We start from the raw sequence: 13,474 nt of genomic DNA, 5'->3' as shown, positions 1-13,474 counted from the left end.
ATCACCGGAAGCGAGCTCGGCACGACGGCGAACGCGGGCTTGCCGACCTCGCCAGCACCGTAGCCGGACGTGTCGTCCCAGCCTTTCGTCCCGTCGACCACGTCGAAGAGGCGGCGGCCGAGGACGACGGCGCCCGAGCGGGCGGACCCCTTGCGCAGGACCAGGCGGTCGTCGGGGTCGTCGGAAAACGCCCACGTGCGCAGGGCCTCGCCGCCGGTGCCCGGCCCGTTGTCCGGGCTGGGGTCGGGTCCGGTGACGAAGCCGTCGATGGAAACCGAGATGTCAGCGATGATTCGAGTCATGCCAGGGCAGACCCGATCCGCCGCCCGAACTCATCGCTCGCGCAGCCGACCAGCTGCCGCACGTGCCCCGCCCCGGTGCAGGTCGGGGCGGGGCACGGCGCGGTCAGACAGCCGGCAGGGCGGTCGCAGCGGTGTTGAACGATCCCCGCACCATGACCAGCCACGAGGACTACGCGGCCTGGGATGACCGCCCACGGCCACGGCGACGGGGATCATCTGAGCCGCGACCAGGCACTGGGCGCGATCTCCCGGATCACGGCCGCTGTTGACGTGCCGGTCACCGCCGACATCGAACGCGGCTATGCGACCGATCCCGCCGGTGTGGGCGAGACCGTGCGCAGCGTCCTGGCGGCCGGAGCCGTGGGCAAGCCCTCGCTCCCTCAGCCGCCCGCCTCAACGTTGCGGGGCAGGCCTTAGCTGCGGTGTCGCCCGGGCTGGGCACGGGGAACGCGCTGAGCTGCTGGTGCAGCTCGGGGTGGTGGCGGTGACGGGGCTGCCGAATCTGCGGCTGCCCCGGGTGGTCAGCTGAGACGCGGGTGGTCGGCCGCGAGCTGAGCGGGACCGGCCGCGCCCGGTACGGCAGCAGAGCCCCGATACGGCAGCAAGGGCCCGGACCGCGCGTCGCGGTCCGGGCCCTGCCCCGTGCGGTGCCGCCCTGCGGCGGCGGTGCGTCAGCTCTGTGCGGTGTCGTCGCCCGCCTGCCCGGCGACCTCAGCTGCGCCTGCCTTCTCGCGCATCTTGCGCACCAGCTCCGCCTTCTGGACGGCTGCACTCTGGCGGTCGAGGTTGCGGTGCGGACCGTTGTTCTGCCGTTCGGCGCGCGACAGCTTCTTGCGCTGGCCGCCGCCCATGCCCACGGGATTGTTGATGTTCTTGCTCACGGTCACGGGTTCTCCCGGTAATGATGTGAAGTGATCTACGGATTCATCGGTGGGGGACGGGCGGCGACGTCGAAGGACGTCAGCAGGTGCCCATCACGCTCTCACTCGTAAATCGGCGTCTGGAAGAACCATGACAAAGACGTTACCCGGTTCCGTCGGCCCCGCACACCAACCTTTTCGGTTCCCCGGCATCGGCCGGGCCTTCGGCGAGCGCCCGGGGCCAGCCGTTTCCTTCCGGGAATCTCAGCACCGCCAGCACCCGCCGGTGGTCGCCGCCCGCCCGGGGCAGGTCCAGATGGGCGTTACTGGGCCGCCGCGGGCGTAGTCAGTGGTCGCGAGCACACTGACGGCATGAGAGATCATCTCACTTGCGCCCCGCCGTTACGGGACAACCTTTAGGCCGCGCGAATCCTCGTCCCGATCGGCGTCATTTCGTTCTTCGTCGGCGTAGGGAATGGCAGTGCGGATGACCCCGCGAAGCCCCAGAAGACTGCCGGCGCAAAACCCATACCGTCCGCCACCGTGACAGCAATTAGCGACTGTGACCGCTACACCAGCACCTACCGAGACGGGACCACAAGCCCGGCACCAGTGCCGGCCGTCACCAAGACGAACCGTCAAGACGTGCCGCGGCAGTGAGCCCCCCTCATGCAGGCGGCCGGCGGGGTGGTGGTTGATCCATGCCAGGCCGCCGATGTCGAGGCGGCGGCGGGCGCGTGTGACCGCTACATAGGCGAGCCGGGCTTCACCATCGTCGATGGGCCCGGGAAGGGGCCGACCCTTGTCATCGTGCTCGTCGCTGTCCGGAGGTGGGGTGAAGTCGTCAGCGATTCGCACGCGCGACCATTCGCGCCCTTTGGCTCTGTGCGCCGTGGAGACGGTCACCTCGGCTGCACGTTCGTCGTCGAGCTGATCGACGGCCCTGAGGATGGCGCTGGTGCCATGGGTATCGACGAGGTCCACGAGTGGCTGGAGACCGGCGACCACCAGCTCTTCGACCGGCTGCTACACGAATTCCCCGACTGGCTGACCGCCGCCCACACCGCCCACATCGTGCAGTGAAGCCTCAGGACGGCGCCAGCGCCCGTACCGGCTGGCCCCTGTTCACAGGCACACCAAAGAACCCGTTAACGCGATCGCCGTCCAGCAGGAGGCAGCCAGCCCCGGCGACGGTGCGCCCCCGAGAGCGGCTTACGTGTTTTCGAGGGTGTGTTTTGGCGGTGCCGGAGAGGAACGGTTTGAAATGGCCCCACCCTCGATCAGGTGACGTTTCGTGGGTGTCCTGGGACGGAGGCAGTCAAGGGCAGATGGCGGTCCGCGGCGGCCGGTAGCGTGTGGTCCACGGAGCCCGCCCGGCTGCTTCCCCTGACAGGAATGCGGACGGGCGGGCGCCTTGTTGGCGCCCGCCCGTGGGCAAGGGCTCGCAGGATTGCCGGCGGAAGGTGCTGCTGCCGGTCACGTCGTCTCTGCGTCCTGGGTTTGGGGTCCATCGTCGGTCTCTTCGGCGGGATCGACCGAGCGGTAGCGACCCATGCTCCAGGAGATCAGAACGGCTCCAAGGGGGGTCATGCCATAGAGCACGGGGAAATCTTTGCCGAACCTGGTGATGAGGAAGGCCAGCCCCGCGAGGGCGAGGATCAGGAGCGGGCGCCTGACGACGTGGCTGCATACGATCGCCAGTCGGCGCCGCACTCCCTGCGCTTTGGTGAGCCCTATCCAGCCCGAGGGTGACATGACGTCAGCGTAGTGCGTGCTGCAGTTCGGGCAGTGTGTCTTCAAGTTCCTGCAATGGCCGAGGCCCGGAGACTGGGACGTTTGAGCCATTGCCTGTCCCGATCGAAAATACGATTCGGTGCAGTGAGCTGCGGAGATGTCGCGCGGTCAGGCGGCGCGGTGATACTGGTTGATCAATCCTCCGAGGATTGATTCTCGTCGGATCCGGTGGTTCTGGAGATCGGTGACGGTGGCCGGGGCGGGTGGTTCGGCGCTATCGGGGGATAGTTGCCGTCGGGACTGGTGCGGCCGGTGCTGGTTGTAGTGCTGGATGTACTCGGTCAGCACCTTTACGGAATGGGCCTCGTTATAGATCAGCACGCGGTCGAGGACCTCGCGGCGCAGGGTGCCCACGGCTCTCTCGCACATCGCGTTCGCTTTGGGTGCCCGCGGTGGACTGAGTAGGACCTCCACGCCGTCGGCCTCGAAGACGGCGTCGAAGGCGCTGGTATACCTACCTGTCCCGGTCGCGGAGAAGGAAGCGCAGGGAATCCATGCGGCGGTCCAGTGCCATGGCGAGGTCCCTCGCCTGTTGAACGGTCCACTGCGCGGTCGGGTGCACGGTGACACCGGCGAGGTGGATTCGTCTGGTGTCGTGCTCAATGAAGACCAGGGCGTTCGCGGTTGGCCGCGTCGAGTCGGTGACCCTGATGGCCGGCGGGAACAGGGCTGGGCGGCGAACGTGATCCGCTGGGTCGCCGGGCCGCTCGTGGTCGGCTCGATCCTGGCGGCCTTCGTGTCCCGTCGGCGGGAGCGCCGTCGCGCTCGGGCCATGAATGAGGGGCGGCAGGCGTGAACTGGGCCGTCCCCTGGAGTGAGGCGGCGCTCGTGGCCGTTGCCTGCTGGGCGGTCAGCGGTCTGGGATACGGCGTGCTCGCCGCCCTCGTGGTTCTGGGAGCGCCACGGCTTTTGGCCGGCCGCGGTCGCGGCGGGCCTCGCGGGGGGTTGTCGTGCTGTTCGCTCTTGTCGACGTCCTGCGTCCGGGTCTGGGCCGGTACGGCGGACGCGCTGGCCACGGGGGCCGCGGCGACGGTCGCCCTGGCCGTCTTCATCCTGGTCGACCGCGGAGCGGGACGCGGTCGTGATCACGACCAGGACCTTTCACGAGGAGCACCCTGATGCCGCCTTGGCAAGTACCCCAGCGCTGCCAAAACTCGTGAACATCACCCGACCGTGGATCTGGGTGCCTCCCAAACCCGTGAACAGCTGACGGCACTACTCGTGAATAAAGCCAACTGTCCGAAATTCGTCAGCACCAGCGCATGTCCAGTGCTTGAAGAGTGTTGATCTGTTCCGCGGTGAGACGTGTGACGTTGCGGCGCCGTTCGGACATCCAACAGCACAGAACGAGCGGATCGTTGGCGTCGTTGCCGCGGTAGGTGGCGGGGACGGCGATGTGCTGGTGGGCGTTCGGTTCATGCCCGTGCCTGTGCCGCCCCTAACCGCTCGCCGGGGCTCCGCTCAGGCAGCGGTCGGTGTTATCCACCACCAAGCCGCACACGCTCGCCCGCCATGGACCCGACGGGACAGCGGCCGTTTTCTCGGAGGCGAGCATGAGGCGCGGTTCCCTGGCCACGTCAGCAGCCATTGCCCGCTCCTCGTACGCGTTCCTGCCCGGTGCCCTGACAATCCGGGCAATCCATTCCGAGTCCGCACTCCGGGCACCGCCGGCTGTTCACGAAGCCCAGACCCTCACAGATGCGGCATGTGCCCCAGCCTTCGCACATGACGCACAGTCGGTAGCCGGGCCTCAACGTTTCCGGGGTGGCCACGCGTGGGGGACGTATCCAACGGGCGTGGATCCACACGACGGGCACCTCTCCCCAGAGCCGCAGAGCGCGGCCCGCGTGGCTGCCACCGGCCCTGCATCCGTCGCGTGTTACCACGGGCAGACGGCGACCGCCGAATCCCTGCTCGGTCTCGGCGCGCCAGCCCGCCTCGGCGAACGCGTCGGCCGCGGCTGCGGTCGCGTAGGGAGTGTCAGGCAGTATCAGGGCCATCGAGAACCGCTTGCCCATCGCCCCGCTTACGGTGCGCCGATCGTCGGTCCGCTCCTCGGCGCGCGGCTCGACACCAGGGGCGACCGCAGCCGCGACGGCCCACAGTTCCTGGCGCAGCCATTGCACCGCACGCTCGAACTTCTCGGCCGCCCCCTCGATTTCCTCACCCAAGGCCGTATCCCCCGCTGCTCAAGTCACCGGCGAGCGGACTGTACGCGCCCGGCTCCTTCAAGTCCAAGCCCATCCCATGGGCCGTGGCCCCCAGCCCCGTGAGGACCAGGCGCCAGGTCATCCCGCCCGGCCGCTTGGACAGCAAGAACTACGTGGCGAGCTACCGCAAGACCGTCGCCGCCTACCAGGACCAGCTCGCCGCGCAAGAAGCGGGCCGCCCTTGCCGCCGCGAAGAAAGCGGCCGCGGGCACGCGCCGCGGCTCGCTGCACGCCGTCGGCTGACCCGGCACCCGCACAGTTCCGCTCCCCGGCTTCGCGCCGCCTGATACGGTGCGTGACCGAGCAGTGGCGAGGCCGGCGGCCGTGTCGGGCGGTAGGCGACGGCGGCCTGCGGGAGACGCCCCGAGCTGCGGACGGAACGTGAAGGCGAGACCGCCCGCGCCGACTTCGGCGAGCGGTCGAGGCTGAACGGCAGCCGGCCAAATCTGACGCGCGATCGGTCAGACACCGTCGCCCTCGTCGGCGACGCCAGCTGGCTCCGTCGTTGGTCTCGTCGACGAGGAAGTCCCGATTCGGCGACAGCCCGCCGCGGCGCTCGTAGGATGCCTGGATGCCTCAGCAGATACGGATGAGCCGCCGCTCGTGGGTTGCCGCGTGGGCGGTGCTGTGCGCGGCTGGCCTCGCCGCCACCGCCAAACTGAACGCCTCCTCGGCACCGGACCCGCAGCCCGAGAAGTCCGTCAGTGCCGAGTGCGCCGAGCGCATCGCGGACATCGAGACGCAGCTGGCCAAGGGCAAGCAGGAAGGCAAGGGAGACGGAGTGCTGGTCTTCTCGCGAGTCCAGGTCGGCACCGAGGACGACTGCCGTGACGATCTCCGTAACCACTTCCGTGGCGATCAGTGAGCCGCGGTACCTGGCTCGCCGCGATGACAGGGCTAGCCTTCGTCGGTGCCGGGGCAATCATTGCCGTGGGCGCCACGTCGGAACCGAAGCCGCGGCCCGCGCCGCCGCGGGTGTACTCCTCCTGCCTGGCGGCAGACACCAAGCCGGTGTCTGCGGACGACGACCCGTGCGACGGCCGCTGAAGAACGTCCGCCGCATGGCAGAGCACCCAAACCCAAGACGGCCTCTCGGCCGACGACGCCACCACAAGAACCGTGGACATCGGGGCTCACCCAGATGAGGGGGACCCTGTTCGTCACTGACAGTGAGTCTAAGGCTTGTCCCGTAACGATCTTTTGGTCGGAGGGTTATGAGGCTTTGCCTCACCGGCTTGGGGCTTGATGCCCTCGCGCGCTGGGTATCGCAGGCGCATGCAGGCATGGGGAAAGGCCCTGTGGACGGGACCCCGGTTGGAGACTTTCCTGCGGGGCGTGGTGTGGCGGGTGCTGGCGAGAGAAGCGCCGCAGCCGCGGTGGATCCCGCGTGGTGTCGGCCGACGTCGACGCCACTGCCGGCGTCGGGGCGGTCTGGATCGTGTGGCGTCCGAAGTCACCACGCATGCGTGAGCACATTGCGCTCCTGGAGTGGTACGAAGAGCAGTGCGGTACGTGGGGGGCGGCAGCGACCCTGGAGAAGATCCTTTCAACGTCGATGTGCTCGACGTTCGCAACGGCGGGGGCGTCCTCAGCCTCACCCGCAGCATTGATCCTCCACGCTCCATCACCGCAGCTCCGTGGATCAGTTGCGTCAAAGTGAGCCTCGGGCGGGACGTCGATCACGTTCTCATCGGAGCCCGCCGGATCGGCAATCCCGAGCACTGCAAGCTCATCGTTGTTTGGACGTCCCCCTACATTAGCCGCGGAGCCCGTCCCGTCAGCGAGGCGTTCAACAGCGTCCTCAAGGTCGAGTACGTCCACCGGCACACATTCCGCACCCGCGCCGGGGCCAGGATCAGAATCGCCACCCGGATCACCGGCTTCTACAACACCCGCCGACTACACAGCGTGTGCGACTTCAAGAGTCCGATCGACTACGAACGCGAGTACTGGGCCGGCCTCACCGTGGGGTTGGCTGCGTAGAAAGGACTCCACGATCCAAGGGGATTGACACAACGGCTTCTCTCCATATGGGCATGAGGGCGACCCGCTCAACTTTATCGGCCGCCCGTCAGCGGTAATACGCTTGCGCACCCGCCGCACCCGCCGTAAGTCACGATCCGACAACGAGGTAAATTCCGGCGAACAGTCGGGAAACGCTTGGCTTTTCACGTGTGAGACCGCTTGTTGTGTGCGTGTCTACGCGCGTATCTTGAGCCGACTTTCGGCGCTTCTCCCTCAGAACCCGTACATCGCGAATCCATACCTGACGTCCGCAAGCACGTCCGCAAGAAAGAACTCACCATGTCGCCTTCCATACCCCCGGCCCTGCGCGGCCGACGTGCCAAGGCCATTGCCATTGCTCTGCCCATCGGTCTCGCCGGGTCGCTCATCGCGCTGCCGTTCACTGCGCAGGCGACCGCGTCCTCGGACGCCGTCATCTCCGAGATCTTCGGCGGTGGCGGGAACGCCGGGGCCAGTCTCACCAATGACTTCATCGAACTAGGCAACGCCGGCGACGCTCCCTTCGACCTCACCGGCTGGTCGCTCCAGTACTTGAGCGGCTCGCCCACCGCCACCTCCAAGTGGCAGGTCACCGAGATCAAGGGCGCCATCCCGGCCGGTGGCAACTACCTCGTGGAGGAGGCCAAGGGCGCGGGCGGCGACACCGCGCTGCCCACCCCCGACGCGGCCGGCACCATCGGCATGTCGGCGAGCAGCGGCACCGTCGCGCTCGTCCACTCCACCACTCCGCTGGCCTGCCTTACTGCCGCCGACTGCGCCGCGGACAGCAGCATCAAGGACCTGGTCGGCTTCGGAACCGCCGTCGTACGGGAGACCTCACCCGCCACCGGCGCTGACAACACGCACTCGGTGAGCCGCGATGCCGCCTTCACCGACACGGACAACAACTCCGTCGACTTCTCCGGCTCGACGCCGAGCCCGCGCAACAGCGCCGGTACGGGAGGCGACGGTGGCGGGGACCCGTCCCCCACCCCCTCGCCTACCGACACCACCCCTGGCGACGTACGCATCCACGACATCCAGGGCGCCACGCGGCTCTCCCCGTACGCGGGCAAGAGCGTCACCAACGTCCCCGGCGTGGTCACCGCGGTCCGGGCCGCCGGTACTTCGCGCGGCTTCTGGATCCAGGACACGAACCCGGACGGCGACCCGGACACCAGCGAGGGCGTCTTCGCTTTCACCGGCTCTTCCACCCCGCAGGTCAAGGTGGGCGACTCGGTCCTGGTCTCCGCCAAGGTCACCGAGTACTACCCGGGCGGCAAGGCATCCGGCTCGCAGTCCATCACCGAGCTGAGCGGCCCGACGACCACCGTCCTGTCCTCCGGCAACCAGTTGCCCGCGCCCGAGGCGATCGACGCCAAGACGCTGCCCGAGGCCTACGCGCCGAACGCGGAGGGCGCCAGCATCGAGCCCCTCAACCTGGAGCCGTCCAAGTACGCCCTGGACTGGTTCGAGTCCCGCGAGGGCATGCTGGTGCAGATCCAGGACACCCGCGTGGTGGGTGCCAGCAACGCGTACAACGAGACGTGGATCACTACCAAGCCCAAGCAGAACCCGACCTCCAGCGGCGGCACCGTTCTCACCAGCTACAACGACCTGAACTCCGGGCGCCTGCTGGTCGGCTCGCTGACCGCCGACCAGCTCAAGGCCAACGTCGGTGACACTCTCACCGGTACGACGATCGGCCCGCTGGACTACGCCAACTTCGGTGGCTACAACATCCAGGCCACCACCCTCGGCAAGGTCAAGTCCGGCGGCCTCAAGCCGGACGTGGCGAAGCCCGGCAAGGCCAACGAGCTCTCCGTCGCCACGTACAACGTGGAGAACCTTGCCCCGCAGAACCCGCAGAGCAAGTTCGACCAGCTGGCCCAGGGCGTCGTCAAGAACCTCGCCACCCCGGACGTCGTGAGCCTGGAGGAGATCCAGGACAACAACGGCGCCACGGACGACGGCACGGTCGCCGCCGACCAGACGCTCGCCAAGTTCACCGACGCCATCAAGAAGGCCGGCGGCCCGGCGTACGAGTGGCGCTCCATCGACCCGGAGAACAAGACCGACGGCGGCGAGCCCGGCGGAAACATCCGTAACGTGTTCCTCTTCAACCCGAAGCGCGTCAGCTTCGTGGACCGTCCGGGCGGCGACGCCACCACCCCCGTCAAGGTCGTCGACAGCGGCAACAAGGGGATCACCCTGTCGGCCTCCCCCGGCCGTATCAACCCGACGTCCGATGCCTGGAAGAGCAGCCGCAAGCCGCTGGTCGGCGAGTTCACGTTCCAGGGCCAGCAGGTCTTCATCATCGGCAACCACTTCAACTCCAAGGGCGGCGACCAGCCGACCCACGGCGTCTTCCAGCCGCCGACGCTGGGCTCCCAGACGCAGCGTCTGTCCCAGGCCAAGGAAGTCAACACCTTCGTCTCCAGCCTGCTCGCCAAGGACAAGAACGCCAAGGTCGTCGTTCTCGGTGACATGAACGACTACCAGTACTCCACGCCGCTCACCACGCTCACCCAGGGCGGAGTTCTCACCGACCTGATCAACAAGCTGCCGGTGGGCGAGCGGTACAGCTACGTCTACGACGGCAACTCGCAGACGCTGGACCACATCCTCGTCACCCCGGGTATCCACAACCCCGGGTACGAGCTGGTCCACGTCAATGCGGAGTTCTCCGACCAGACGAGCGACCACGACCCGCAGGTCGTTCGCATCAAGTAACGCGAAGATCCCAGTGATCTGTGGCGTGCACGCGTTCGACGCGTGCACGCCACACGTGCGTTCAGGCCGCTCAGCGCGCCGTAAGCACTGAACCCAGGATGGGTGCGGATCCTTACGAACGGAAAGGCGCGTGCCGGGACAATCCTGTGCCATCGAACGAGCACCCCGGGACCTGGCGGACGGCCCGTCCTCCTCGGCTACCGGGCCGTCTGCTTGGACCAGCGCATGACGGATTGGTCGACACTGGAAGACGCCTGCGGCTCTGCCGAACACATGCCGGGGCGTTGACGCCCCTATGGATGTCAAGTAGCGGTTGCGACACGTGCGCGGCTGGCTGCGGGGCTCGGAGTGGCGATGAGCCGGTAGACCTCCCGTGCGATGTAGCGCTTGAGGCAGCGGATGACTTCTCGGCGCGTCTTGCCCTCGGCAAGGCGTCGCTGCAGGTAGTTCCGAGTGCGGTCGTCCCAGCGCAGGCGGCTGAGGACGATCCGGTAGAGAGCGGCGTTGGCCTGGCGGTCGCCGCCGCGGTTGAGTCTGCGGCGCTGGGTCTTGCCGGAGGACGCTTCGACCGGGCTGGTGCCGCACAAGGCGGCGAAAGACGCCTCGCTGGTGAGGCGTTCGGGGTTGTCACCTGCGGCGATGAGCAGGGCTGCGGCGCTGTCCGGGCCGACGCCGCGTACGTCGAGCAGACCGGGCGTATTCGCCTTGCCGGCCTCGGCCATCCGCTGGTTCAGGTCGTCGATCTCTTCGGTCAGGTGCTGGATTCGGCGGGCCAGCAGACGCAGGGTGTGCCGGGCACCTGTAGCAGGCCCGGTCGCGTCCAGAGCTTCCAGTGCGGCGCACCGCTTGATCAGGTGCGGGTTGGTCAGGCTGGCCAGGGGCTCGCGCAGGGCGGAGTCGGCGCAGACCAGGACGCTCTTGAGCTGGTTGATGGCCTGGGTACGGGACTTGATCGCGGATCCCTTGGCGAGTTTGAACAGCCGCAGCATCTCCACCGGGCCGTCGCTCGTCTTGGCCGTGGCGGTGGCGTGTCCGGACAGCACGGCGCGGGCGGCGGCCTCGGCGTCGGCGGCGTCGGTCTTGCCGTGGCGCCGGCGGGCGGCCTTGTCCGGCTGGTTGACCTCGACTCCCTCGGCGTGCAGGTGGCGTTGCGCGATCTTGGTGGTTAATTCCAACTGTCATGCAGCGAGGGAGAGTTGGAGTCGGGCGAGGTGGCTGTGGTTGGCGCGGTCGAGGGGGTGGCCGTTCCACCAGGCGACGACGCGGATGAGGTTGAGGGCTGTGGCGCTGGTTGTGTGGTCGAGGTGGGTCTTCGCCAGGCCGCGGTAGCGGGCGCGGCGTAGGCCGGTGGTGTGGGTGGCTTGGCGGATGGTGCCCTCGACGCCTGCGCGCAGGGCGTAGTCGCGGTTGAAGTCGTCGGTCTGTTGGTGGGCGCGGGCAGCTTGGATGGCCTCGGTGAGTTCGCGGGGTTGGAGGCTGAGCCGGCGGCGGTTGCTGCGGGCGCTGGTGCACTGGTCCTTGGAGGGGCAGGGGATGCAGTCCAGGGCGGCGAAGGATACGACGGTCTTGGCCACGCCTTCTTGGATGACATCGTTCCAGGTGGTGCTGGTCTTCCCGGCCGGGCAGACGGCCTGCTGGTTGTCCCAGTCGATGATGAAGTCGGTAGCTGCGAAGCCTTGTTGGGCTTTGGCTTGGCGGGAGGTGTCGAGCAGGACCGGGGTGATCAAGGCGACGCCGTAGGCCTTGGCGGAGCCCACGATCAGTTCGGCACTGGGGTAGCCGGAGTCGAGGTAGTGCCGTGCGGGCAGCAGCCGACGGCGCTCCAGGGCCTGGTGGATCGGCTCCAGGGCCTTGGTGTCCGGGAGGGTGGAGGCGGTGGTGGCCACGTTCGTGATGATGTTCGGCCGGGCGGGACGGTCGCCGTCGGCCTGTGGGTGGCAGGTCTCCGACACGTGCAGCTTGAATCCGTTCCAGAACATGTCCCGCTTGGCTGACCAGCGGGCGTCGGTGTCATACGGGGAGGCCAGGCGTATCGGGCCGGGCGGCAGCCCGTCACCCCCGTCCTCGTCGCGCTCGCGGCGCCGGATCCGCAGCCTACCGCCCCTACCCGGGGTGCGGGTGTAGTTCTGCACCAGCGCAATCCGCAGGGTCTGCACCGCGGGCAGTTCGCGCAGCCATGCCGGGGACACCGGGGCGTAGAGGGCCTCCAGCAGGGTGTAGCCGTCCTTGGCGTAGTGCAGGGCGAGTTCGTCCTGCTTGGTCTTGGAGGAGGGCAGACGCCAGGTGTCGATCCGGTCCGCGTAGCGGCGGCTCCAGTCCTCCACGACCAGCGCCTGGTCAACCCAGTCGGGGCAAGCCGCAGCCAGGGCGTTCAGGGCCGCGCGCACGCTCTCGCCGACCAGCTCGAGCCGGTTCAGGTCCCGCACCGCGGCCACGATGTGCGTGGAGTCGGTGCGCTGGTTGCCGCCCGCCGCCACCAGTCCCAGCTCGCGCAGCCGCTCCAGCAGAAGGTCCAGCACCCGCTCCTCCAACCCGTGGGCGACCACCCGGGAGCGGAACTCCGACAGCACACTGTGGTCGAAGCCCGGATCCTCCAGAGCCAGACCCAGCGCGTACTTCCAGGACAGGTTCTCGCGGACCTCGTCCGCGGCCTGCCGGTCGGTCAGGTTCGCGGCCTTCTGCAGCACCGTGACCAGCGCGAGCCGGCCTGGCGACCAGCCCGGCTTGCCCGCCCGCCCGAACCCGTCGGCGAAGGCAGCATCCGGGAACAGCTCGCCCAGCCGGTCGCGGACCTGCACCGCCAGCGGGGCCTCCCGCCTGCCCGAGTACATCGCCCGGACCGCCGCCGCGATCTGCGGATCCGGTTCAGGCCAAGGCTGGGGCTGCACCGACACGACACGCTCCGATCCGAGAAGACCCACGAGTGATCACCAGCGCTCATGATCCACTGCCTCCTCGTCGCGCTGCCACCCCTGGCGCACAGGCACGCCCACGACCGACTCCGCCAGCCATCTCGATCCCTGCCAACTCGACTTCAGTGCCGAGCAGTTGGAATTAACCACCAAGATCCTTGCGCCTGCCGAAAACCTCATCCGTCCAGTTCAGGCCGCATGCTGGTACTCGTGGAGGGTGTGGCCGAGGCGGTCGCGCCGTCGTATGTCGAGGCGGGCGATCTGATCCGGATCCGTGATCGGCGGCGTGGGCGTTGTCAACTTGACCAGTCGGTGTCTGGCTGAGGGTGTGTGTGGCCGTGGAGGGGCCGGGCGGCGGTCCTTGTGTCAGGCCGCGGTAGGCAGGGCGGTCGACATTCAGCGAACTCGCGAGAGCCTGTCCGGCCTTCAGGACCACCTGGGCTGCTCCGGAGAGCCGGACGAACGCTCCGGAGCGGTCCAGGCGCGGGCGGCGGTCGCTGACGCGGAGGCGAGGACGAGGAAGCTGCTGAACGCATAGAACATAGCCGGACCGGCGCTGAAGATCCGGAGTTGGCTCTTCAGCGCCTCGTAGTACTCGGGCTCGGTGAGGTCCACCCTGGCGCTGTGCTGAGGGTGCGCGGCCGGGTCCTGGGCCACGA

12 protein-coding genes and 3 pseudogenes are annotated in these 13,474 nt (G+C 68.2%); 6 read left to right on the top strand and 9 right to left on the bottom strand.

Annotation, left to right across the window (positions count from 1 at the left end):
- Positions 1–5 precede the first annotated feature (5 nt).
- Positions 6–302 (bottom strand): annotated as a pseudogene (locus tag OG395_RS53845) (dihydrofolate reductase family protein); the annotation flags it as partial.
- A gap of 183 nt (positions 303–485) precedes the next feature.
- Between OG395_RS53845 and OG395_RS53840 the strand changes: the two are divergent.
- On the top strand, positions 486–719 hold the full coding sequence (locus OG395_RS53840; RefSeq protein WP_327241249.1) for an isocitrate lyase/phosphoenolpyruvate mutase family protein: 234 nt from the start codon (positions 486–488) through the stop codon (positions 717–719).
- Between the two features lie 254 nt (positions 720–973).
- On the opposite strand, the gene OG395_RS53835 is transcribed toward OG395_RS53840, so the two are convergent.
- The 4 genes and pseudogenes from OG395_RS53835 to OG395_RS53820 all read right to left on the bottom strand — a co-directional run bounded on the left by OG395_RS53835 (position 974) and on the right by OG395_RS53820 (position 3,325).
- Positions 974–1,189 (bottom strand): DUF6243 family protein, encoded by a 216-nt coding sequence (locus tag OG395_RS53835; RefSeq protein ID WP_327241250.1) that lies wholly within the window; start codon positions 1,187–1,189, stop codon positions 974–976.
- A gap of 651 nt (positions 1,190–1,840) precedes the next feature.
- Positions 1,841–2,158 (bottom strand): annotated as a pseudogene (locus tag OG395_RS53830) (3'-5' exonuclease); the annotation flags it as partial.
- Between the two features lie 480 nt (positions 2,159–2,638).
- Entirely contained in the window at positions 2,639–2,917 is a 279-nt protein-coding gene (locus tag OG395_RS53825; protein ID WP_327241251.1) for a hypothetical protein, read from the bottom strand.
- A 147-nt stretch (positions 2,918–3,064) separates the two neighbouring features.
- A complete protein-coding gene (locus OG395_RS53820; RefSeq protein ID WP_327241252.1) occupies positions 3,065–3,325 on the bottom strand; it encodes an integrase core domain-containing protein in 261 nt (86 codons plus the stop codon).
- 423 nt (positions 3,326–3,748) lie between these two features.
- On the opposite strand from OG395_RS53820, the gene OG395_RS53815 reads away from it, so the two are divergent.
- Positions 3,749–4,075, top strand: a complete 327-nt coding sequence (locus tag OG395_RS53815) for a hypothetical protein (protein ID WP_327241253.1) — start codon at positions 3,749–3,751, stop codon at positions 4,073–4,075.
- Between the two features lie 458 nt (positions 4,076–4,533).
- On the opposite strand, the gene OG395_RS53810 is transcribed toward OG395_RS53815, so the two are convergent.
- Positions 4,534–5,127: a hypothetical protein gene (locus OG395_RS53810; protein WP_327241254.1), complete on the bottom strand. Its 594-nt coding sequence runs from the start codon at positions 5,125–5,127 to the stop codon at positions 4,534–4,536.
- Positions 5,128–5,210: 83 nt separating this feature from the next.
- Here OG395_RS53810 and OG395_RS53805 point away from each other — a divergent pair, with 83 nt between their 5' ends.
- The 4 genes from OG395_RS53805 (at position 5,211) to OG395_RS53790 (ending at position 9,903) form a co-directional block, all read left to right on the top strand.
- Complete coding sequence (locus OG395_RS53805; protein WP_327241255.1) at positions 5,211–5,453, top strand: hypothetical protein; 243 nt, start codon at positions 5,211–5,213, stop codon at positions 5,451–5,453.
- A gap of 284 nt (positions 5,454–5,737) precedes the next feature.
- Positions 5,738–6,031 (top strand): hypothetical protein, encoded by a 294-nt coding sequence (locus OG395_RS53800; RefSeq protein ID WP_327241256.1) that lies wholly within the window; start codon positions 5,738–5,740, stop codon positions 6,029–6,031.
- A gap of 692 nt (positions 6,032–6,723) precedes the next feature.
- The gene (locus OG395_RS53795; RefSeq protein WP_327241257.1) at positions 6,724–7,149 is read left to right on the top strand and encodes a hypothetical protein; all 426 of its coding nucleotides are present in this window, start codon (positions 6,724–6,726) and stop codon (positions 7,147–7,149) included.
- Positions 7,150–7,470: 321 nt separating this feature from the next.
- On the top strand, positions 7,471–9,903 hold the full coding sequence (locus OG395_RS53790; protein ID WP_327241258.1) for a lamin tail domain-containing protein: 2,433 nt from the start codon (positions 7,471–7,473) through the stop codon (positions 9,901–9,903).
- A gap of 302 nt (positions 9,904–10,205) precedes the next feature.
- Here OG395_RS53790 and OG395_RS53785 read toward each other — a convergent pair.
- The 3 genes and pseudogenes from OG395_RS53785 to OG395_RS53775 all read right to left on the bottom strand — a co-directional run.
- Positions 10,206–11,051: pseudogene (locus OG395_RS53785) on the bottom strand (transposase); the annotation flags it as partial.
- A 30-nt stretch (positions 11,052–11,081) separates the two neighbouring features.
- Positions 11,082–12,797: an IS1182 family transposase gene (locus tag OG395_RS53780; RefSeq protein ID WP_327241260.1), complete on the bottom strand. Its 1,716-nt coding sequence runs from the start codon at positions 12,795–12,797 to the stop codon at positions 11,082–11,084.
- 444 nt (positions 12,798–13,241) lie between these two features.
- On the bottom strand, positions 13,242–13,472 hold the full coding sequence (locus OG395_RS53775; RefSeq protein ID WP_327241261.1) for a hypothetical protein: 231 nt from the start codon (positions 13,470–13,472) through the stop codon (positions 13,242–13,244).
- Between the last annotated feature and the right edge of the window lie 2 nt (positions 13,473–13,474).

Origin of the sequence: Streptomyces sp. NBC_01320, assembly GCF_035974375.1 — a bacterium.
Lineage (GTDB): Bacteria > Actinomycetota > Actinomycetes > Streptomycetales > Streptomycetaceae > Streptomyces > Streptomyces yanii.
The sequence above is the reverse complement of the archived record's forward strand: the minus strand, read 5'-3'. Positions and strand labels throughout refer to the sequence as shown.